18 protein-coding genes are annotated in these 21,751 nt (G+C 38.8%); 5 read left to right on the top strand and 13 right to left on the bottom strand.

Annotation, left to right across the window (positions count from 1 at the left end):
- Positions 1–84: 84 nt before the first annotated feature.
- Positions 85–675 carry a porin family protein gene (locus BCL90_RS02410; protein WP_121282361.1) on the bottom strand — a complete coding sequence of 197 codons (591 nt, stop codon included), beginning with the start codon at positions 673–675 and terminating at the stop codon, positions 85–87.
- A 12-nt stretch (positions 676–687) separates the two neighbouring features.
- Complete coding sequence (locus BCL90_RS02405) at positions 688–984, bottom strand: hypothetical protein (RefSeq protein WP_121282359.1); 297 nt, start codon at positions 982–984, stop codon at positions 688–690.
- 132 nt (positions 985–1,116) lie between these two features.
- Between BCL90_RS02405 and BCL90_RS02400 the strand changes: the two genes are divergently transcribed.
- The gene (locus BCL90_RS02400) at positions 1,117–2,268 is read left to right on the top strand and encodes a tetratricopeptide repeat protein (RefSeq protein ID WP_134380535.1); all 1,152 of its coding nucleotides are present in this window, start codon (positions 1,117–1,119) and stop codon (positions 2,266–2,268) included.
- On the opposite strand, the gene BCL90_RS02395 is transcribed toward BCL90_RS02400, so the two are convergent.
- From BCL90_RS02395 to BCL90_RS02375, 5 genes are all read right to left on the bottom strand, one after another.
- A complete protein-coding gene (locus BCL90_RS02395; protein ID WP_121282356.1) occupies positions 2,265–2,726 on the bottom strand; it encodes a DUF4268 domain-containing protein in 462 nt (153 codons plus the stop codon). The two genes, BCL90_RS02400 and BCL90_RS02395, sit on opposite strands and share 4 nt — an antisense overlap.
- A 155-nt stretch (positions 2,727–2,881) precedes the next feature.
- On the bottom strand, positions 2,882–5,530 hold the full coding sequence (locus tag BCL90_RS02390; protein WP_121282354.1) for a glycoside hydrolase family 78 protein: 2,649 nt from the start codon (positions 5,528–5,530) through the stop codon (positions 2,882–2,884).
- A 162-nt stretch (positions 5,531–5,692) separates the two neighbouring features.
- Entirely contained in the window at positions 5,693–6,277 is a 585-nt protein-coding gene (locus tag BCL90_RS02385; RefSeq protein ID WP_121282352.1) for a riboflavin synthase, read from the bottom strand.
- A gap of 135 nt (positions 6,278–6,412) precedes the next feature.
- Positions 6,413–7,924, bottom strand: coding sequence for an acetyl-CoA carboxylase biotin carboxylase subunit (gene accC, locus BCL90_RS02380; RefSeq protein ID WP_121282350.1), 1,512 nt, complete (start codon positions 7,922–7,924; stop codon positions 6,413–6,415).
- Between the two features lie 89 nt (positions 7,925–8,013).
- Complete coding sequence (locus BCL90_RS02375) at positions 8,014–9,039, bottom strand: threonine aldolase family protein (protein ID WP_121282349.1); 1,026 nt, start codon at positions 9,037–9,039, stop codon at positions 8,014–8,016.
- A gap of 219 nt (positions 9,040–9,258) precedes the next feature.
- Here BCL90_RS02375 and BCL90_RS02370 point away from each other — a divergent pair, with 219 nt between their 5' ends.
- Positions 9,259–10,119 carry an N-acetylglucosamine kinase gene (locus tag BCL90_RS02370; RefSeq protein WP_121282347.1) on the top strand — a complete coding sequence of 287 codons (861 nt, stop codon included), beginning with the start codon at positions 9,259–9,261 and terminating at the stop codon, positions 10,117–10,119.
- A 177-nt stretch (positions 10,120–10,296) separates the two neighbouring features.
- Here BCL90_RS02370 and BCL90_RS02365 read toward each other — a convergent pair whose 3' ends face one another.
- A complete protein-coding gene (locus BCL90_RS02365; RefSeq protein ID WP_051692040.1) occupies positions 10,297–10,986 on the bottom strand; it encodes an NUDIX hydrolase in 690 nt (229 codons plus the stop codon).
- Between the two features lie 111 nt (positions 10,987–11,097).
- Here BCL90_RS02365 and pfkA point away from each other — a divergent pair, with 111 nt between their 5' ends.
- From pfkA to gap, 3 genes are read left to right on the top strand one after another with little or no spacing between them, the layout of a single operon-like run.
- Complete coding sequence (pfkA, locus tag BCL90_RS02360) at positions 11,098–12,084, top strand: 6-phosphofructokinase (protein ID WP_121282346.1); 987 nt, start codon at positions 11,098–11,100, stop codon at positions 12,082–12,084.
- A gap of 1 nt (position 12,085) precedes the next feature.
- The gene (locus tag BCL90_RS02355) at positions 12,086–12,928 is read left to right on the top strand and encodes a hypothetical protein (RefSeq protein WP_121282345.1); all 843 of its coding nucleotides are present in this window, start codon (positions 12,086–12,088) and stop codon (positions 12,926–12,928) included.
- 7 nt (positions 12,929–12,935) lie between these two features.
- Complete coding sequence (gap, locus tag BCL90_RS02350; protein ID WP_121282344.1) at positions 12,936–13,934, top strand: type I glyceraldehyde-3-phosphate dehydrogenase; 999 nt, start codon at positions 12,936–12,938, stop codon at positions 13,932–13,934.
- A 1,315-nt stretch (positions 13,935–15,249) separates the two neighbouring features.
- Here gap and BCL90_RS02345 read toward each other — a convergent pair.
- The 5 genes from BCL90_RS02345 to BCL90_RS02325 all read right to left on the bottom strand — a co-directional run bounded on the left by BCL90_RS02345 (position 15,250) and on the right by BCL90_RS02325 (position 21,251).
- Positions 15,250–15,855 carry a Crp/Fnr family transcriptional regulator gene (locus BCL90_RS02345; protein ID WP_121282343.1) on the bottom strand — a complete coding sequence of 202 codons (606 nt, stop codon included), beginning with the start codon at positions 15,853–15,855 and terminating at the stop codon, positions 15,250–15,252.
- Between the two features lie 506 nt (positions 15,856–16,361).
- Positions 16,362–17,333: a PorP/SprF family type IX secretion system membrane protein gene (locus tag BCL90_RS02340; protein WP_121282342.1), complete on the bottom strand. Its 972-nt coding sequence runs from the start codon at positions 17,331–17,333 to the stop codon at positions 16,362–16,364.
- 22 nt (positions 17,334–17,355) lie between these two features.
- Positions 17,356–18,291: a T9SS type B sorting domain-containing protein gene (locus tag BCL90_RS02335; RefSeq protein ID WP_121282341.1), complete on the bottom strand. Its 936-nt coding sequence runs from the start codon at positions 18,289–18,291 to the stop codon at positions 17,356–17,358.
- Between the two features lie 31 nt (positions 18,292–18,322).
- Entirely contained in the window at positions 18,323–19,048 is a 726-nt protein-coding gene (locus BCL90_RS02330; protein ID WP_121282340.1) for a hypothetical protein, read from the bottom strand.
- 37 nt (positions 19,049–19,085) lie between these two features.
- A complete protein-coding gene (locus tag BCL90_RS02325; protein WP_121282339.1) occupies positions 19,086–21,251 on the bottom strand; it encodes an Ig-like domain-containing protein in 2,166 nt (721 codons plus the stop codon).
- Positions 21,252–21,751: the final 500 nt, after the last annotated feature.

The raw sequence follows: 21,751 nt of genomic DNA, 5'->3' as shown, positions 1-21,751 counted from the left end.
GGCAGAAAATACACTCCAGGAAATCTAAGGCATAAAAAAAGGTGTCCATTTTTAATGAACACCTTTCTTTCTTAATAATTTTTATTACAGAATCCTATAACCTAAACCAACCGTAAACAAATTTAGCTTGGTACCAGGATAACCTGCTTTGTTTATTTTTGACAGGCCAAGTTCGTAACGTGCATCAAAGCTTAGTTTTTTCAGGTCTAAACCTGCACCAAACTGCCAGGCCATAGCTTGATTTTTAAAGTCTGCCTTGAATACACTTCCTGCTGCCTGACCAAAACTTTGGTTTTCATCTAATATCAATGAGAACATTGGCCCCGTGTTTAAACGGAGTCCGATACCGGCAGCACCAAATTTTGTACCCACCAATAGTGGCACATCAAGACTTGTAAAGCGCACTTTATTTACCTCTCCCGTTGCATCACTTACTAAATCTGCTTTTTTTCCTGATACATAAAGCTCTGGCTGAAAATAAACGCCTGCTGCACCTACCCTAGCCCAAAGGCCGCCGTAAAAACCAGTGCGGTTATTGCTGTTAAAAGTGTTTTCACTATCAAATTTCGAAAAATTTGCACCAGCTTTAATGCCCAGCTGGAAAGACGGTAATACCTGTGCGCTGGCAAATAAGCCAACAAGCAAAAAGGCAACGGTTAAAGATAAAAATTTCATATGCGATTAAATTTAGCTGGTGGCATTGTTAATGGCTTCTTGTTCTTTTAAAGCATCAACATTGTTTTTATCACCAAAGTTTTGTGTTTTACCCGCAAAGTAATCTAAAATTCCTGAGATAGTGTCTAAGTTATCCGCTAAATTTTGATGAATATCTGGTAAATCTTTTTCCAGGCGACTATCACCCAGTTCGATATTATCTACTTCAATTTTACCAATTTTTTGAATAAGTGCCTGCTGAGAATTTTGTAAATCTTCCAGTTCACGCACAATCTTTTCCATTAATTCAAACTTCTTTAAAGTATTCATAGGTCTTATTTTTTAGTTCAACTATTCTGTATAAACCCCTTACCCCCTATTTTGTTTTGTTTCCCTAATTTTTTAAAAACGGATTTGGAATTATCAAAAACAACTAATAAATTAGTTAAAATATTAACCATTATGAAAAACCTGTTCACATTACTGGCATTGCTTTGTTTAAGTATAGGTATTTACGCACAAAACGTAACTGTAATTGATAAAGAAAAACTTTTCGACTTCTATCAGACCCAACGCTATGGCGATGCTGCTCAATACCTCAAGGGTATTTATGGAGAAGAAGTGAAAGATTTCAAAACCCTCAGCCAGATTGGTTATTGTTTTTTAATGGCTGGCAATAATGTAGAAGCCGAAAAATTTTACAGCAAAGCCTATTCACTGCAGCCACAAAGCCTGCCTATTCTTTTTAGCTTGGGTAGCATCAACAACAAAAGGGGGAATACCGAAAAGGCCAAAAAGTATTATGGGGAAATTGTGCAGATAGACAGCAATAATTTTAGTGTTTACAAACTGTTAGCCAATCTGTATCCATTGCCAACAGATTCAATGAAACTCGTTTACCTGCTTAAAGCAAACCGGATTAATCCCTTAGAGGGGGATGTTGCTGCCGATCTGGCTGAAGTTCATTCCACCTATCAGCAATACGAAAAGGCTTATGATGTACTTAATGTTGCCATTAAGGGAGATAGTGACAACCTGGTGCTGCAAAGAGCGAAACTTCCTATTGCCAACCAGCTTAAAAAGTACGGTGAGGCAATTGTCTCGGGAGAGAAATTATTGAAAGATGCAGCCGATGCGGGGGTGATAAAAGATGTAGCAAAGGCCTATTATTACACCAAAAAATATCAGAAAGCGATTGATCTTTTTAAACTATTGGAGGCGTTAGCTATGGAAAACGAGTCGACTTTATACTATACTTCACTTAGTTACCGCGCACTAAAGAATTATCCACAGGCGGCTATTTACACTAAGAAAACCATAGATGAAGCCATTTCACCCAATACTTCCAGCTATTATTCTTTATTGGGATTGGTTTATGAAGAAAACAACCAGTTAACATTCGCGAACGCCGCCTACAAGAAAGGACTGCAGTTTAAAGCAACGCCCACCCTATATTATCGTTTAGCCGTATTTTACGATTCCCGCTTAAAACAAGGTAAAAATGCGCTTAAATATTATAACCTTTATCTAAAAAGCAAACCGAGCTTAACAGATGATAAAGAAGAAATCAAATTTTCGAAAGACCGGATAGCGCAATTAAAAGTGACGCATTAAACCAGATCTTCAAAAACAGGTTTTACATTATCCCAAAATTCATCCAGGGCAATTATTCTGGGTTTAAAAAAGGAGATCAATTCTGGCCAGTGCTGTTGATTAAAAATGCTTACTCCGGTAATGCTAATTGAAATCTGAGATACCGTTTTTCCGAAATCATCGGTTGCATCTTTAATCCAATCCCATTCTTCGCCTACACTATTGGTAAACAAGAGCTTAAATTCTTCAAACTGTTCGAAGATAAGGTGCCTGATTTCGGAATCAGGATGCGAAAGTTGAATACTGATAAATGCCTTCTTACCATCAACATCCATTTTAAAGAAGATGTTCTTCACACCAGTCTTGTAGTTCGTCCAGTTTACGGTCGAACCGCTCGCTGAAGGAACAGGTTTCATATATTGCCCAAAACTGATCCAAAACTGTTGACGTAAACGGGCTGCTTCTTCTTTACTGTACATTTATTTTTGCCGCATCTATAGAGGCCTTATCATCATTAATCTAAATCGTCATTCCTGCGCAGGCGGGAATCTTACTACTCAGCGCATTAAGATTCCCAATCGAGTTGGGAATGACGATCTTTCGTGTTCTTTTTACAATGCTGCAATATTAGCGATTAATATTTGCATTCAAAATGATAGCTACCTGAGCCTATTTCTTCTTTTTTATCTGCTTTAGGCAATACTACGGTAGCACTTGCATTGGCTGGCACAGTTACATCCAGCTTAAAAACGCCACCTGTAATGGTCCATGATGATTTAACCGTACCATACACCGTTTCCAGTTCTGCTGAAGCATTGGTTAACTTCCTACCTGGTCTCGGTGCAATTAAAATGTTTTTGTAACCCGGTTGAGCTGATACAGGATTAATCCCGGCAATATTTTTATACATCCAATCGCCAATGGCGCCATAAGCATAGTGGTTAAAAGAATTCATATCTGCCGTTTGAAAAGAGCCATCCTGTTTAATGCCATCCCATCGCTCCCAAATGGTGGTCGCCCCCATTTTAACAGGATATAACCATGAAGGATAACTTTCCTGCAATAACAGATCGTAAGCTACATCTTCATGCCCAAAACGGCTTAATACATGACAAAGATATGGTGTACCCAAAAAACCCGTAGTCAGGTGGTTTCCATAATCTCTTACATTATCTACCAGTCGTTGTGCTGCCTGCGCACGTAAGTTTTCAGGTAGCATATCAAACTGTAAAGCGAGCACGTATGCCGTTTGGGTATTAGAGATCAATTTGCCGCTCGGTGTCATATTCTCTTTGATGTAAGCTGTTTTAATCTGTTCTAACAGCGCATTGTATTTCGTTACGTCGTCTGTTTTACCCAATACCTTTGCCGCATTTATCAGCAACTGGGTTGAGTGTGCGTAAAATGTTTGCGCAATCATGTATTTATCAGTTACTGCGGCACGTCCATCATTATCATCATTTGGCCGGTAAAACAACCAATCACCAAAGTGGAAACCCGTATTCCAAAGGTTATTTTTTGCTACTGATGAGATATAATTTACCCACTTTTTCATGCTTTCATATTGCGTTTCCAAAATCCCTTTATCTCCGTATGATACATACATATCCCAGGGAACAATGGTAGCCACATCAGCCCAGCCTGCAGAACCTGCATCATTTTGGTTCAGCACATTTGGGATTACAAATGGAACACTACCGTTCGGAAGCTGATCTGCAGAAACATCTTTTAGCCATTTGGTAAAAAAGCCCGATACATCCATATTATATGCCGCAGTTGAGGCAAATGCCTGCGCATCCCCTGTCCAGCCTAAACGTTCATCTCTTTGCGGACAATCTGTTGGCACATCAACAAAATTCCCCTTCTGTCCCCAGCTAATATTATGCTGCAATTGATTTAGTAAGGGATTGGAGGTGCTGAATTTCCCAGTGGTTTTCATGTCCGAATAAACAGCTACAGCGGTAAGGTTTTCCAATTTAAGTTCACCAGGATAACCATCTATTTTTACATACCTGAAACCCTGAAAAGAAAAATGAGGTTCGAACACCTGTTCGGTTCCGTCTTTTAAAATATAATTGTTTTGTTGCTTGGCCGACCGGAGGTTAGTGGTATAAAAATTCCCTTCTTTGGTTAATACTTCAGCATGGCTAATGGTAATTTTCGTACCTGCTGCACCTTTGGCTTTTAACATTACCCAGCCCACTAAGTTCTGCCCAAAATCGACAACAGTTTCACCTAAAGGCGTTTTAAATATTTTTAAAGCTTTAAATTCTTCATGTTTGGTTACCGGCGGCCCGCTCATTCCAATCAATTTCTCTGGCCCCATAGCCAGTTCTTGCACAGGTTTCCAGTTAGTATTTTCTTTAAACCCGATATTATTCCAGCCGCTGAGTTCTAATCGGGCATCGTAGGTTTCACCATCATAAATATTGGAGGTCAGTATCGGCCCATAACCTGTTTTCCAGCTATTATCCGTTACGATGGTTTCTTTACTTCCGTCGGTATATTCCACTTCCAGTTGCATTAACAATGCCCTGGTATCGCCATAAAATTGTTTTTGATTACTAAAGCCTATACGCCCTTTATACCAGCCATCGCCTAATGAAACACCAATTACGTTGGCGCCTTTCTTCAGCGATTGCTTAACATCGTAAACCTGGTACTGAATATGATCTTTATAACTTGTCCAACCTGGAGCAAAATAAGCATCACTAACACGCCCGCCGTTAATACTGGCTTCATACAAGCCCTTAGCGGTAATATAAGCCATTGCAGATTTTACTTCTTTTTTGAGGTTAAATTCTTTTCTGAACAGTGGACTAGCGAGTGAAGTATCTTTACCTTCCACTGCGATCCATTTCGCGCTCCAGTCTTCAGGTTTTAAACCTGTTTGAAAAAACTGAACAGGCGACCATGCAGATACATTTCCGTGGTTGTCTTTTACCCTAACCTGCCAGTAATATTTGGTTTTGGATGACAATTGAGGACCATCATAAGCAATCAGTACCGATTGATTATTGTTTACAGCTGTTTTCCATAAAACTTTGTCAATTTTTGGCGAGGTACCCAACCTGATTTCATAATTGTTTTGTTTGGTGTTTTTTGCTGTTGAAATAATTTTCCAGCTAAATCTGGGTTTAGGGTTATCAATACTAAAAGGATTTACTAAATACTCAACAGTTAAATCTTTTAAGGAGATTTTTTGAGCTGAAGCGTTCACTGTAAATAAAAATAGCAAGGCAATGGTAAACATTGCGCTTAACATGCGGGAGATTCTGTTCATAAATGGTTAGCGTTAATTTTTTTAATTTTAACACTACTATATTCAGCAATATAATTCAACCAACCATCCTGCACTGTCATGAAAAATTAAGCGTTAAAATAACGCCAATTATCAATCAACTACCTACAAAACAAACAATTAACCTAAAAAAGGTAATAAAAATTATCGATTCATTAATCTGGCAACATACTTCCCGATAATATCGAATTCTAAATTTACGGTATCGCCAATCTCAACCTCTTGTAAATTGGTATGTTCAAAAGTATATGGGATTATAAATACCGAAAATTCGTCGTCTGCTGAATTTACGACAGTTAAGCTGATACCGTTTACGCAGGCCGAACCTTTTTCTACGGTTACATTTCCGGCACTGGCATCATATTTAAAGCGGTATTCCCAGCTACCATCCAGTTCTTCGCGTTTAACACAAACTGCTGTCTGGTCTACATGTCCCTGCACAATGTGGCCGTCTAAACGGGCATTCATCTGCATACAGCGTTCCAGGTTAATTTTACTGCCTACTTTTAAATCCCCTAAATTGGTTTTGTTGAGGGTTTCATCAATTGCGGTAACCGTATGTGTTCCATCATTTAAAGCCACAACCGTTAAGCAAACCCCATTATGAGCAACACTTTGGTCTATTTTAAGCTCATGACTGATGGCCGATGAAACTGTAAAGTGGATATTGGTATGGTCGTTTTTAATGGCAGTAACTTTGCCAAGTGTTTCTATAATTCCTGTGAACATTTTATACTTCTCTTTTTTCTACACGTCATTCCCGCGCAGGCGGGAACCTTAATACTACATACAAACTCGACTAAGACATTACGATTCCCAATCAAGTTGGGAATGACGATCTATCGCGTGATGATTCTTTTTATTCTAGTATTTCAATCTATTTTTTCTCCAATCCGAAGTACTTTTAACAACTGCATCCCCCAACTTTACATCCTTTTTTTCAAACAGTTTTGCAGCAATTACCGCAGCAATTAAGGCTTCGGTTTCATCCTGTACCTTTAAACTTTCAGACTTAAAGTATTTGCCTACAAAATGCGTATCAAAATTACCCGTTTTAAAAGCTTCGTGCTGCATGACAAACTTACCAAAACCCAAAGTAGTTTCTATCCCCGTAATATCATATTCTTCAATAGCCCTCACCATTCGCTCTATAGCTTCTTCCCTATCTTTGCCGTAAGTGATCAGTTTTGCAATCATCGGATCATAATAAATTGGGATTTCCATGCCCTGCTCAAAGCCATCATCAACCCTTACTCCATTGCCTTTAGGTGTGCTGTAGGTCTGTAAAACACCAATATCAGGCAGAAAATTATTGGCCGGGTCTTCAGCATAAACGCGAAGTTCTATAGCATGTCCACTGATTTTTAAGTCCTCCTGACTAAAACTCAATTTTTCTCCTGAAGCAATTTTTAGCTGTTCTTTTACCAGATCTATACCTGTAATCAGCTCAGTTACCGGATGCTCTACCTGCAAGCGGGTATTCATTTCCAGGAAAAAGAAATCGAGGTTCTCATCCAAAATAAACTCAACCGTACCAGCTCCGGTATAATTTACCGAACGGGCTACATCTACCGCACATTTTCCCATTTGCTGCCTGATTTCTTCTGTTAAAACAGCTGACGGGGCTTCTTCTACAACTTTCTGATGACGCCGCTGCACAGAACATTCACGTTCAAAAAGATGAACAATATTGCCATGAGTGTCGCCTAGAACCTGTATTTCGATGTGCCTTGGCGAGGTAACATAACGTTCGATAAAAACAGCCCCATCGCCAAAGGCTGAAGTAGCCTCACTTACTGCAAGCTGCATTTGTTCTTCAAAATCTTCAGACCGCTCTACAATACGCATTCCCTTACCCCCACCACCTGCAGCGGCTTTGATTAATATCGGGAAACCAACTTCAATTGCACGCTGTTTTGCCTCGTTTACATCCTGAATGGCTTCTTCCGTTCCGGGAACCATCGGGATGTTATATTTTAGTGCTGCTGCCTTTGCTGATAATTTGTTACCCATGGTTTCCATAGCCTGCGGCGAAGGACCAACCAAAATGAGTCCCGCATCGGCAACCATTTGTGCAAAATTTGCATTTTCTGATAAAAAGCCATATCCAGGATGAATGGCTTCAGCGCCCGTTAGTTTACATGCATCGATAATTTTCTCACCGACCAAATAACTCTGGTTAGAGGGAGCCGGACCAATACAAACTGCCTCATCGGCGTAACGTACATGCAGTGCATTCCGGTCTGCTTCAGAAAAAACAGCAACCGTTTTAATCCCCATTTCCTTTGCCGAGCGCATAATACGTAAAGCGATTTCGCCACGGTTAGCGATTAAGAGTTTGGAGATTGGGGTTTGGAGTTTGGAGTTTTCGGGCATTTTGGTTAGACTTTGTGTATATGCAAATTGTAAATGAACTACCTGACTATTGACCATGAACTATAAAACTATTGACTTCGGACCTCCGACTAATACAAATGTAATATTATTTCAATAGCCTGATCAATCATTTCAGGGCTTAAATCCAGGTGTGTTACCAAACGAATGGTACTCGCGCTGGTGGTATTGCAATGCAGCCCTTTTTCCTTTAACTGGCTTACAATTTTATCTGCTGATCCTTTTTCTACTTCGAAAATAACAATATTGGTTTCAACAGGCATTACTGATTTTACATATTTTGCGGTAGTTAAAGCATTAGCCAAAGCTTGCGCATGTGCATGATCATCTTTTAGACGTTCTACATGGTTATCAAGCGCATAAATACCGGCAGCGGCTAAAAATCCGGCCTGGCGCATGCCTCCACCAAAAGCTTTCCTGATTTTACGTGCTTTATGGATCATTTGTTTACTTCCTAATAATACCGAACCCACTGGTGCGCCGAGTCCTTTAGATAGACAAACAGAAATGCCATCAAAATATTTACCATATTCGCTTGCCTTGTCGCCTGTGGCCGTTAGTGCATTAAAAATACGCGCCCCATCTAAATGCAGCTTGAGTCCTTTTATGTTACAAAGGTGATGAATAGGCGCAATCTGTGATAAGGTATAACAGCTTCCGCCACCTTTATTTACTGTATTTTCCAAAACAACCAAACTGGAGTTGGGATAGTGAATATTATCTTCGTTGATTTCAGGTTCTATCAGCTCTGGCGTCAAAATTCCGCGTTCGCCATGCAACAGCCTTACCGATGCGCCGGAGTGGAAGGCAATGCCCCCAATTTCGTAACGGTATACATGTGCAGTCTGATCGCAGATTACCTCGTCCATAGGCTGGGTAAAACACTTGATTGCAATCTGGTTGGTCATCGTTCCCGATGGGCAAAATAATCCGACTTCCATATTAAAGGTCGAGGCCAGTTTTGTCTCCAATGTATGCACCGTTTCATCTTCGCCAAAAACGTCATCGCCCACTTTTGCATTCATCATCGCATCCAACATTCCTGCCGTTGGCCTGGTTACCGTATCGCTCCTGAAATCTAAAAATCTATTGTTCATTTCGCTATTTTATTGTAAAATATTTTTGACGTTAAAAAAAAGACCAATGCCTTTTCTGGTATAATTTTAAGGTTTTTCGGCGATTAAAGAACCTATATAGTGTATTTTTTACACACTTAATTTCCGACAATAACAAATTGTTAAAAAATTATTAAAAAAAAGGATACAAAATATAAGACTTTTTATACTTTTATCGTGCTAAAACCAAAAATAAATAAAATGATAGTAATTGCAGACGGCGGATCTACCAAAACAAATTGGTGTTTGATTAACGAGGCCGGCAGAAAAATTTACTTTAACACCGAAGGTTACAATCCATATTTTTCCAAAGGAGAGTACATTGTAAAGTCTTTGAATGAGACTCTTCCAGACCACTTGGAAAGAGAGAAATTAACAGCAGTTTATTACTACGGTGCCGGCTGTTCTACACCTGCAAATGTTAAGATTGTGGCCGATGCCATGCAACAAATCTTTATCAATGCAACAATTTTTGTAGGCCATGATTTACTTGCCTCTTCCAGGGCACTTCTTGGAAACGAGCCAGGATTTGCCGCTATCTTAGGTACAGGTACCAACTCATGTCTTTACGATGGATCTGAAATTACCATGAACATTGATTCATTAGGTTATTTCCTGGGTGATGAAGGTAGTGGTTCGTACATCGGTAAACGCGTTTTGAGCGATTACATGAAAGGTTACATGCCGAAAGGCTTACGTGAAGCCTTTTATGATAATTATGCTTTAACCAACGAAGATATTTTCGACAACATTTACAATAAGCCATTGCCAAACCGTTTCTGCGCAAGCTTTAGTAAATTCTTATACGATTTTAAAGATAGCTATGAGGATTATGCCTTTGCTACCATTGATTATGCTTTTACTGCATTTTTCGAAGCTTTGGTCATCCACTATCCTAACTACAAAGACCATAAATTAAACTGTGTGGGTTCTGTTGGCTATAGTTTCCGTGATATTTTAAGTATTGTAGCCGACCGTTACGAAATGGGTGTGGGTAAAATTATCCGCTCTCCTATAGATGACCTGGTACATTACCACCTGGAGTTAGCGCCTAAGGCTTAGGCTTCAGTCCTAAGTCTGGAGTCTTTAGTCCAGAGTCGTATAAATTATAATATACTAGCAAAAAAAATCCCGGTTTGAAATTTCAAACCGGGATTTTTTTATATAACAGGTTTAATTATTTTTTCTTTCTTTCAACTCTCCGCTCCACGCTTAACGCCCTCCGCTCAACACTCTCCGCTAGAAAGAAATCTCCTTACCAAAAAGTTTCGCGTATTTACGCTTATCAAAGCGGTACAAAGTAGCTGCACGGTACGACACACCTTTTTGTTTTTCGTCGAGTTCTTTTAATACCCCGAAACTTACAATCTTCTTTCTAAAGTTTCTTTTATCGAGTTTTTTACCCAAAACAAGCTCATACACATGCTGCAATTGTGTTAAGGTAAATTTCTCAGGCAAGAGTTCGAAAGCTATAGGCTGGTGTTTAATCCGTCGTTTTATTTTTTCTAATCCTTTATCGTAAATTTTCTGGTGGTCGAAAGCCAGTTTAGGCAGATCGGTGATTGGCAACCAATTGGCCCGTTTGGCATAAGTACTGATCGGGCGTAATTCTTTATCTCCACCCAAACGAATCAAAGCATAGTATGCCAAAGTAATTACCCTACCTTGTGGGTGCCTGTGTGGATCGCCAAAAGCATAGTACTGCTCCATATAAATACCGCGCAAACCGGTAAGCTCGTACAAAATCCGGGAGGCTGATTGATCTAAACTTTCATCAGGGCCAACAATGTTACCGGGCAGTGCCCACCAATCTTTAAATGGTTCTTCATTCCTTTCAATTAGCAGGATTTTTAATTCCTTACCATCAAATCCAAACAAAACACAATCTATTGAGAATACAGAATCTAAGTGAGGTAAAATTTGTTCCAAAGTAAAATTTAGTTATTTTAAGCAGATAAAGGTATGACTTTCAATATTAAGTAAAAAAAATAAAATAAATTACTTAGTGTAAAAAATACACACTATATTCGTATTATAAAGATGGAGCCAAATATAAAAAATATAGCTGTATTAACTTCTGGAGGCGATGCCCCTGGAATGAATGCAGCAATCAGAGCTGTTGTTCGTACCGGAATTTACCATGGCATTAATATGTTTGGTGTAATGCAAGGTTACCAGGGTTTAATAACCGACAACATAAAACCAATGGACGCCCGTTCTGTAAGTAATATTTTACACTTGGGCGGCACCATATTAAAAACTGCACGCTGTTTAGAATTTAAAACAGACGAAGGTCAGCAGATTGCCTACAATAACTTAAAGAAAAACGATATCGATGGATTAGTGGTCATTGGTGGCGATGGAACATTTACCGGAGCTAAACGTTTTTCGGAAACTTTTGGGGTTAAAGTGATCGGTATACCAGGGACTATTGATAACGATTTAGTAGGATCTGACTTTACTTTAGGTTACGATACAGCGATTAACACTGTAATCGAAGCAATTGATAAAATAAGGGATACAGCAGATGCGCACGACCGTTTATTCTTCATAGAGGTAATGGGACGCGATTCTGGCTGTATTGCGCTCAGGAGTTCAATTGCAAGTGGTGCCGAGGCTGTCTTGTTGCCTGAAAGGGAAACCAGCGTGAATGAATTGATTAATAAACTGGCCTTAGGTGCAGCAACAAAAAAATCATCAAGTATCGTTATTGTGGCAGAAGGCCATAAACAAGGCGGAGCTTACGATATTGCTAAAAAGGTAAAAGAAACTTTTGATCATTACGACACCAAAGTAACCATACTTGGCCACCTTCAACGTGGCGGTAGCCCCAGCAGTTTCGACAGAATTTTAGGCAGTCGTTTAGGTTTTGCCGCGGTAAATGCGTTAATTGCAGGCGAAACGGAGCAAATGGTCGGTTTAAAAGGAAATGAAATAAAATTAACCAGCATAAGAGAGGCTTTAACTGCTCATTCTTTTAAACTCGAGCCCGATTTAATGGAAATGACAGAGGTACTTTCAATATAATATGGTAGCAGTTGTTTATAGCGGATCGAAAACAGCATTTTGGAAAATAACACAAAATGGACAGGTAGTAGCACATTGTAATACTACGGGCCTGAACCCTTGCTTTGTTGATCCAAAAACGATTTTACAGATTTTAAACAAAAAAGTAACCTTAGTTAACAATGCAGAAAATATAAAGAAAATTTATTTTTTTGCAGCCGGGGCATCATCAGCAGACAGAAAAGAGGAATTGGCCAAAACCCTGGCATCATTTTTTAAATACAGTAAAATTGTAGTAGAAAATGACTTATTTGGCGCCGCTAAAGCAGCTTGTTATGATCAACCTGGTATTGTTGGTATGCTGGGAAGTGGTGCACACTGTGCTTACTTCGACGGGAAAAAGCCAATAAACAACAACTTTGGGTTAGGTTATATATTGGGCGATGAAGGTTCTTCGAATTATTTTGGAAAAATACTCCTAAAAGAATTTTTAAGCAAAAAAATGCCACAGGATATTGAGGCCAAATTTATATTAACACACAATCTGGACCGCCCTCAAATATTAGAACGTATTTATAATAAGCCACAGGCGAATATATTTCTAACCTCATTTTTCGATTTCATTACCCATAACAGCAAACACGAATACATCAGTAAACTGATTGACGAAGGTTTCGAAAAATATTTTGAAACCTATGTCTTGCCTACATCGCAGAAACATAAAGATAGTGAACTGCATATTGTAGGCAAAGTGGCTGCCGAACTCGAAGACCGCTTAAGGTTTGTGGCTGGCAAATATGATTTAAAAATTAAAAGCATCATTAAAGAACCAATACAAAATTTATTAAAACATTACACTAATTAACAAAACAATGAGCAAAATTGGAATAAACGGCTTTGGCCGTATTGGCAGACTGGTTTTCAGAGCCGCATTAAAAAGAGGATTGGATATTGTAGCGATTAACGATTTAATCGAGCCTGATTATATGGCATACATGTTAAAATATGATACTACACATGGCAAATTTGATGGCACTATTGAAGTTGTTGATGGTAATTTAGTTGTTAATGGCAAAACCATCCGCGTAACTGCAGAAAGAAACCCAGCTGATTTGAAATGGGATGCTGTAGGTGTAGAAGTGGTAATCGAATCAACAGGCTTATTCTTAACCCGTGCCGATGCAGAAAAACACATCGCTGCCGGTGCTAAAAAAGTAGTTTTCTCTGCCCCTGCTAAAGATGGCGATATCCCTACTTATGTAATGGGTGTTAACCACCATAAATTAACTGCAGACCAAACTATTGTTTCGAATGCATCTTGTACTACGAACTGTTTAGCACCAATCGCTAAAGTTTTAAATGATAACTTCGGTATCGTTGAAGGTTTAATGAGTACAATCCACGCCGTAACAGCAACCCAAAAAACAGTTGATGGTCCTTCTGCTAAAGACTGGAGAGGTGGCCGTGGTGGTTTTTCTAATATCATTCCTTCTTCTACCGGTGCTGCTAAAGCTGTAGGTATGGTTTTACCTGAATTAAAAGGTAAATTAACTGGTATGTCTTTCCGTGTTCCTGTTGCTGACGTTTCGGTAGTAGATTTAACTGTACGTTTAGAGAAACCAGCTACTTATGAGCAAATTAAAGCCGCTATGAAAGCAGCTTCTGAAGGCGAATTAAAAGGTGTGTTGGCTTATACTGAAGATGAAGTTGTTTCTTCTGACTTCATTGGTGATGACCACGCTTCGATTTTTGATGCTAAAGCTGGTATTTCATTGAATGATAATTTCGTTAAAGTGGTATCATGGTACGATAACGAATGGGGATATTCTTCTGCATTAGCTAAATTTGTAGAATACTATGCAAGTTTGTAAAGAAAAAATGCTTTAAGCGATTTTCAAACGATATAAAAGGCAACATTATTCAATTAATGTTGCCTTTTTTGTTTTAAACAAGATTTTCACCTGTAAAATCATATTTCAAAATCACTAAGAAAATTAATTATATTAAATTTTCACCTGCAAAACCCACTTATAAAACTGAAAAACTAAAATAATTTTAAAAAAATCAAGCCAAATAAACTTTTTACCAGTAATTAAATAATATTTGACTAAATAATACCATAAATTGATAATATTTAACAATTCGTTAACATATTTTAGCCTTATATTTGCAATACCATCATTTTAAATCCCAAAAGCTCATGAAAAAAGAACAGGAAATAAAAAATGACAAAAAAAATACTTAAAATTTTCTTAGTGTATTTTTTACACTATCATTTTTTTTACTATATTTGTAGAGTAATAAACGGAACGATGTTTGTTAATAATGAAAAAAGATAAATCACTTCCTGGATAGACCCCGGTTTAGAAAGAAAGTTAAAGACAAAGCCTGGCTCATAACAGGTTTATATTTGGTTAGAAAAAAGGGACAAGCTTGGATAAGTTGTCCCTTTTCTTATTTAAAGAGTATTTGTAACCCAATAGCCTTAAAAATTCCGTAATTACAAGAAACTTATCTACAATCCGCGAATCAGTGCAAATGATTGAAATCACGAACCTGCAACCGAAAAGTTTAAAAAAAATCAATTATCAGTTGTTTTTGGTTTTCTTTTGGATAATCATAGTATTTTTTTATTGATATACCCATAGGGTTGAAGATAATCTCGGTTTCACCGACACCATACTTTCTCAGAGCACCAACACGACCATGGATTAAATAAGCTGGCTTTTATCTGATTATGGTATCATTAATCTGATGCATTGACTATTTTATTTTGAGAAATGGGCATATAAGAGATTTTTGATTGAAAGCCCAAGACTTGTTCTGTTTAATAATATTATGAGCGCAAAAAAAGGATGTAGCCACTGGCTACATCCCCTATCTAAATTAACGCTCTCAACTTATGAAGTTGGTATAAGGCTCTCACCCCTTATGCCTACAATATTACGGCAGAAAGATTAAGATTTGATGAAGATTTGAATTTAAATGAAATAAAAAGCGAAAATTCTTCGCTAAATATGTTTTGGTTTTAGGGAAGCGTGTAACCTAAACACAAATGTTGAATATCAACCGGTAAAAAAGTGTATAGTAATATGCGAGCATAAATTCAAGTATGTATATTTCCCTCGCGGATCGCCCTAACCTGTTATAATTGAAATCAACTGAGAAACATTTTTACCCATTACATCAGCGCTGCCTTACCAACTTACTGCGTATACGGCTAAGTGTTTCTAAGCGCATGCCTAAATAACTGGCTAAACACCTTAAAGGTACTCTAGATATATCAACGGAATTTAGTTCCAGGAATTTTTCATAACGCCTTTCTGCCGAAGGTATCCGTGCGATTATAGCCCGCTCAGAGGCGACATGATACTGAAGCGCTAAAATCTTTCTGACAATAACATTCGTTTCCTGGTAATTGGCATAAAGCTTATTAATCAATAAGCGCGGAATGGCAACTAATTCTGAATTTTCCAATGCCTGCAAATATTCAATAGAGGGCTTGTGGTATTCATCGGGATGTTGAATCGCGCCAATCAATTCATTTCCTAAACTAATCCAGGTGGTAATCTCTTTATTACCATCTTTAATAAAACCTCTTACCAAACCTGATACTACAAAAAAAACATAATCATTATTATCGAGAGGTGATAAAATGTATTTATTCTTCCTGACTAGAAGAGGCTCTACATTTTTTTTTATTTCCTGGATAAATCCAGAGGTTATTGGACATAAACCGCTGAAATAACTTAATACAGCGCTCACCAAAAATACCTTACGGGATTCGAGCATAAATAAACAGAGATAGACTTTAGACCCTTAATTATAGCAATTTTAAATGATATATAAAAATAAAGTAGATTAATAACCCCGTTATGCTGTCTCCAAGCTTTGTAATGTATATTTTCTAATGTTTTTAAGCGCATACTGATTTATCCAGGTAAAAATTCTGAATCTAGTCTCATCAAATTGCGGAAAATAATACCAAGCTTCACGGAATGTTTGTTCTAAAATTAATTTAGCTTTTTCTTCGTCACCTACACACCTTAAGATATTACCATAAATTGCTGCCGAATACTTCTTGTAGAGTGTGCTTTAAATGTAGCATGATCATTCGCTTTTGCTGTAGTAAAAAGAGCTTATTGCCAGATAAACCAATCTTATAACCAACACTTGTTTGGAAGGGTAACTCTTTAAAACAAAGATTGCCAGAGAAAGCGAATAGCAAGGCAGTATATTTTTAACGAAATTTAGATTAGCCTAAAAAATAGTGAGTTAGGCTTAGAGGAGCTTAACTATCAGAAGTAACACTTTGGTCTTCTGCTTTTTGCAGTTTGCAGGTAATAACCGATGGAAACTTCGTGTGAGCCATAATCATAGTTACGCAATTTATTTAAACTGTAGTCGTAACCATAGCCAATCCGCAGGTTTTCGCGGACAAAGAACTCGGCAACCAGTCCGACGGCACTTCTTGCCCTTAAATTGTTTTGCAGTACAGGCTTAGGATAAAGTTTTACAGAGGTTCTATACGCTGCACCTAACCAAAGCTTTTCCCTGATCATTAAAAAAGCGTTAAGATCTAATGAGGTTGGCCCATTCAAATCATCTTTAATCAAAAAAGTAGGTTTGAACATAAAATCATTATCCATTGGAAATATCATGCCGGCCGATAAATAAAAATGCGGCCTGGAAGCAATATTAAGGAGATTATTATCCCTAAAAACTGGAAGATACTGTGTAAGCAAGTTATTGGCAGAGAAACCGATAAAGAATTTCTCGTTCGAGTAATGTACCCCCGCCCTGACATCCGGCACAGTCCTACTTTCATATCCGGTCGGAATCCGGTTGTCGCCAGTTTCGGTCGGATCTAGTAAACTCCCATTCAGTCCCATCTGCATTACACCAATTCCAACGCCAAAGGCAAGTACATTGGTTTCAGTACGGTCTAATTTAATGCGATAAGCAAAATTTCCTGATAAGTTTAACGAGTTCTGCGCGCCAATTTTATCTTTAGATACCAATAAACCCAAACCCAGAGTTTCTTCTTTAACTGCTTCATCTACTGATATGGAAAGCGTTTGGGGAGCGCCCTGAATACCTGTCCATTGAGCCCGGACGAAAGCCTGCATATAGAGTTCTTCCTTGTAGCCCGCATAAGCCGGATTGATATACAAACCATTAAACATATATTGTCCAAACTGTGCATTCTGCTGAGCAAACAGACAAAGGCAGAATAAATTAAACAATGTCGTTAAAACTATCTTTTTCATATCCTCACATTTTAACTTTCATCTATCTCATTACGGTTACGTAGCCTTTAAATTCCTGCCATTGAGCACTTGCCGTTTTTACCTTAATCACATAGAAATAAGTTCCATCTACCAGACCGTTCGCTGTCCAGTCATTTAAATAGCCTTTCTTTTCATAGACCGTACTTCCCCAGCGATTAATAATGGTAAGCTGATTTTCGCTGTAAAGGTCCAACCGCTCAATAAAAAAGGTTTCATTCTTTCCATCACCATTTGGGGTAAACACATTTGGGATTTTAAGTCCGGTAATTTCCTTTGTATCCACAGAGATGTTATTTGATGGATCGGGATCTGGTTCATCAATCGTAACAGTGGCACGATTAACCACATTACCAGGTTTCATCGACCTTACATTAATAATCAGTTCAACAAAACTGCCATTAGCAAGTGATGGTATAGCCCAGGAAACTGTTTTGGTTTGATCGTTATAACTTGCAGTACCAACAACAGCAGGATCAACACTTACAAAGGTTAGATTTTCCGGAAGATCGTCTTTCACCTGTAGATTGGTAGCCATGCCCAGGCCATTGTTGCGAACCAATAAATTGTATTTAAATGTCTCTGTATTTATTACCTGCCTACTTTCTGACCTTTTAACAATCGAAACATCTGCTGAGATCTGTGATTCCATAATCACTTCCATCTCTTCGGAGAGGTCTGAACTACAGCCACCTAAACTAAAAGTAATAACCGTATATTTTCCGGCAGCATTTACCACATAATCTTGCAAGTTAGCACCAGGAATAGCCTGACCGTTTCTGAACCATTGATAAGATGTAGCACCTGTACCGTTAGCCCGAAGTTTAACGGCAACACCTGGTTTAAGGTTCAGCGTGTTTGGATTAGAAGATTGCGCAAAGCATGCCACTGCAGCAAGCATCAGCACACTGAATACAATTATTCCAAATCTGTTAAACATCAGAATGATTAAACCAGCTCAGCAGTAATACCTATGGGGCTACCGCGATAGTTGCTTTACCTGGTTTAGCAGTAACAGTTATGGCTTTACTTTCAGTTGCCGTACAAGTTGTTGCAGGCACAATCTGAACACCACCTGTAGCATAACTTCCAGTAGCAGTGAAAACATACGCACCTGGAGTTACACCTGCTTTAAGCGTAAAAGTATCTCCAGAAGCAGAGGCTGCACCTAAAGTTGTAATATCAGCCACTGCGGTACCACCGAGAGTTGCAGACCAAACATAAGTCATAGTTACACCAGTTGGTAATGTTATTGAAGCACCCTTACTCGCCGTAATTACCGTGTTCGCTGTTTGATCGGTACAATAAGTACTTCCAGGAGCTGCAACATCGATAAGAGGGGTAGGTAATTTTTCTACAACCGTATTATCAGAGGCATCACTAGGACAAAGATTCGCATCAGCTGGCTGAACTTGAACAGAGTAAGTATGCCTTCCAGTGGCTAGTGTTGCGGGAACGTTGTAAATTGCATCAGCAGCGGTAGTATATATAACAGCAGCCTGCGGAGTACCATCGACCGACCAGATAATTTTATCGTTAGCAGCAGGGGCATAACCCGTAAATGTTGGGGTAAGTTTTACTGTACCGGTTCCGCACAGATATGCATCTGGTGGCGTTTGTGCAATGGCACCCAGTGGCAATAAGAGCATTAAGAATACAAAGATTCTTAGATAACGTTTTTTAGTTTTTTTTGCCATGATTTTAATTTGTTTGAGTGAATAATTTATTTTGTTTTTAGTTAATGGATACTGTTGGTTTATGTGGCACAAGCTTTACCCTAAAACTAAAAGGGATAGCCCGTTCGCAGCCATTTGCATTTTTAATGGTCAATACCCCTTGATATACAGCTACCGGTGTATTTGATGGAACGTTGATTGTAATTTCATTTGCTGGCAAGCTTTGACTTGAAACGCCAGGGAGTAAATTCCCCGCCCAAGAAATGCTATAGGTAATCGGGTTAAAAACAGGATTGGTATAAGCAATCTTAGTTGTAGTAAGTCCTTCGCAAATTCCCGGATCTGACCCTAAAGTCAAATTTGGCTGTGGATTTACGGTTAAATTAAAATCCACTTTCTTCCCACAATAAGTAACATCATCGGCAACGGTGTAACTGATGACAACGCTTCCTGCCGCAATTGCTGTGACATTTCCTGTCGCATCTATTGTTGCAATGGCCACATCGCTACTACTCCAAACACCCAAAGGATTACTATTGGTTAAAGTTGTGGTAGTTCCTGCACAGATGGTATTTACGCCAATAATCGGATTTACGACAGCAATAGGCTTAACATTTACCAATACTGCTTTGCGCCCCCCGGCATTCTTACAGCCTGTTAATGTATTAATGGCTTCTACGTAGTATGTAATGTTTGCAGTAAGGGCGGGCGTTGTATAGGTTGCTCCTGTATTAAATGGTGCAACGCCATTGGAAGTAGCATACCAATTGTATGTATATTGGGCGATATCTGAATTGCTGACCGCTAACGTAGCCGTAGCTCCACTGCAAATTGTTGTACCCGGAACATCAAGCGGAGGTAATGGATTAACCTTTAATTTTACACGGAGTCTTTCAGAAACTCCGGTTACGCAATACGTTCTGCTGCCTTGTACATAATAACTATAATCTCCGGCAAGTAGCGAGGATGGAGGAGTATAATTTTCTCCGGTATGCAACAAATTACCTCCTGTTTCAGCATCATACCATTTATATTCTGTACAGGCCTGTGGATTGTTAACGGAAAAGGTGGTGGTTTCTCCCTGACAGATGGCTCTGGTATCCTCAGCGATAGGATCAATCAATGTGCGTGGTTTAGCTAATTTCCTTTTAATATCATAAATCTGAAGTGAGCCCAGCACACCGGCCAATCCACCGGTAGTGATTTCTAAACGGTCGTAAACCTCAGTAATCGGAAAGGTGAGTACATATTTATCTGTTGACCCCGGAAAAAGCCTAAGATTTAGAAAAGTCCCTGTATTATCGAAGGCATCGCCCGCTTTGACCCCATTTAAATAAGGCTGAATGATAAATCCCGTAAGTAAATTCAGATTAAGTAATCCGCCCCCTGGCTTACCTATTATAATGCTCACAGAATCTTTCGGCTGAGAAGGTTTATTAAATATTGCCGTAAGGTATATTTTGTTTAATACCGACGCCCCAACATCCATCAGCGCATAGCTATCTTTATCGTTATCTATCGAATTGAAAGGATCAGTTACCTTTCCGGTTGCATTTAACACCCCGCCAATAACAGTAGGCTGTACTCCTGATAAAACATCAATTACTTCATCACAATCAATCTTATCAGTAGTCGTTTCCATAACATAGGCATGAAACAGCTTTGTAGACAATGCTACCGAGAGTAAATTGCCCGATACTTTTACGTAAATCCCATTGTATATCTGGTTGGGCATGAGTGTAATCTCAACCTCTCCAGAGCCGCTAATTACACCTGCTATATTGGTTGAGTTATAAATCGGGACAGTAGTTGCCGCATATCCCGCATCATGACCTGGACCAAGCAATCCCAATAGTGGCCAATCAGCAGCAACAGTATGCAAACCTGTAAATGTTCCTATCTCTACACCGCTTAGAACGCTTAAGACTTCAGTAGGGAGTGAAATTTTTATGGTAACGGGAGTATTGGCAGGAATTGATCTGGGTGAACCACCAGCAGCGCTAAACTGTAAGAATTGGGTCGAAGATGCCAATCCTTCCAGGCCAAGTCCAACGCCTAATGTTGATGCATCTTTAACCTGTCCATTAACAGCGTTTCCTGCATCTGAAATGGCACCCATAATTAAAGACCCACCCAATACCTTAAATCCGTATTGGATTGATCCCTGAAAATCTGCGTAAGTACGCTTTGTATTTTCACACTGTGCATATAAATACGCAGGCATAAAAAATAACACAAATACCAATAAAAATTGACCGGAGCGCCTTTTCAATGTAAGTTTGGGATAACGTAAAATTAAGTTTGTTTGTTTACTCGCAATACAAAAGTATTGCGAACCAACGCTACATTATCCGTTCACTTTATTCATTAAAGCCTTTCAATCAACACCTAAAAACCTGTTTTATAAATATTTATCAACCAAAATAAATTACTTACAGGTATTGGGTCTACTTTCGGGATGGAAATTTTAGCCAACTATTAAACCTTCGTACCCTGTGTACCGATCAATGTCATTAAGCTAAGCACTGCGGTCGTCAGTCTGAGGGATAATTTATTTCATAAAGACCAAATATAAATGATGTTGAAATATCAGCTGGTATATAATTCCCCTCTTTTAGAGGGGTGTCCGTAGGACGGAGTGTTCTATTTGTCCTAGCCGGACAGGCCTTTTTCTTTTGGCACCAAAAGACCAGCGTAGCTAGCTTGAATGCCGTTAAAAACATA

This window comes from Pedobacter alluvionis (assembly GCF_003664035.1).
In the GTDB taxonomy this organism is placed as follows: domain Bacteria; phylum Bacteroidota; class Bacteroidia; order Sphingobacteriales; family Sphingobacteriaceae; genus Pedobacter; species Pedobacter alluvionis.
The sequence above is the reverse complement of the archived record's forward strand: the minus strand, read 5'-3'. Positions and strand labels throughout refer to the sequence as shown.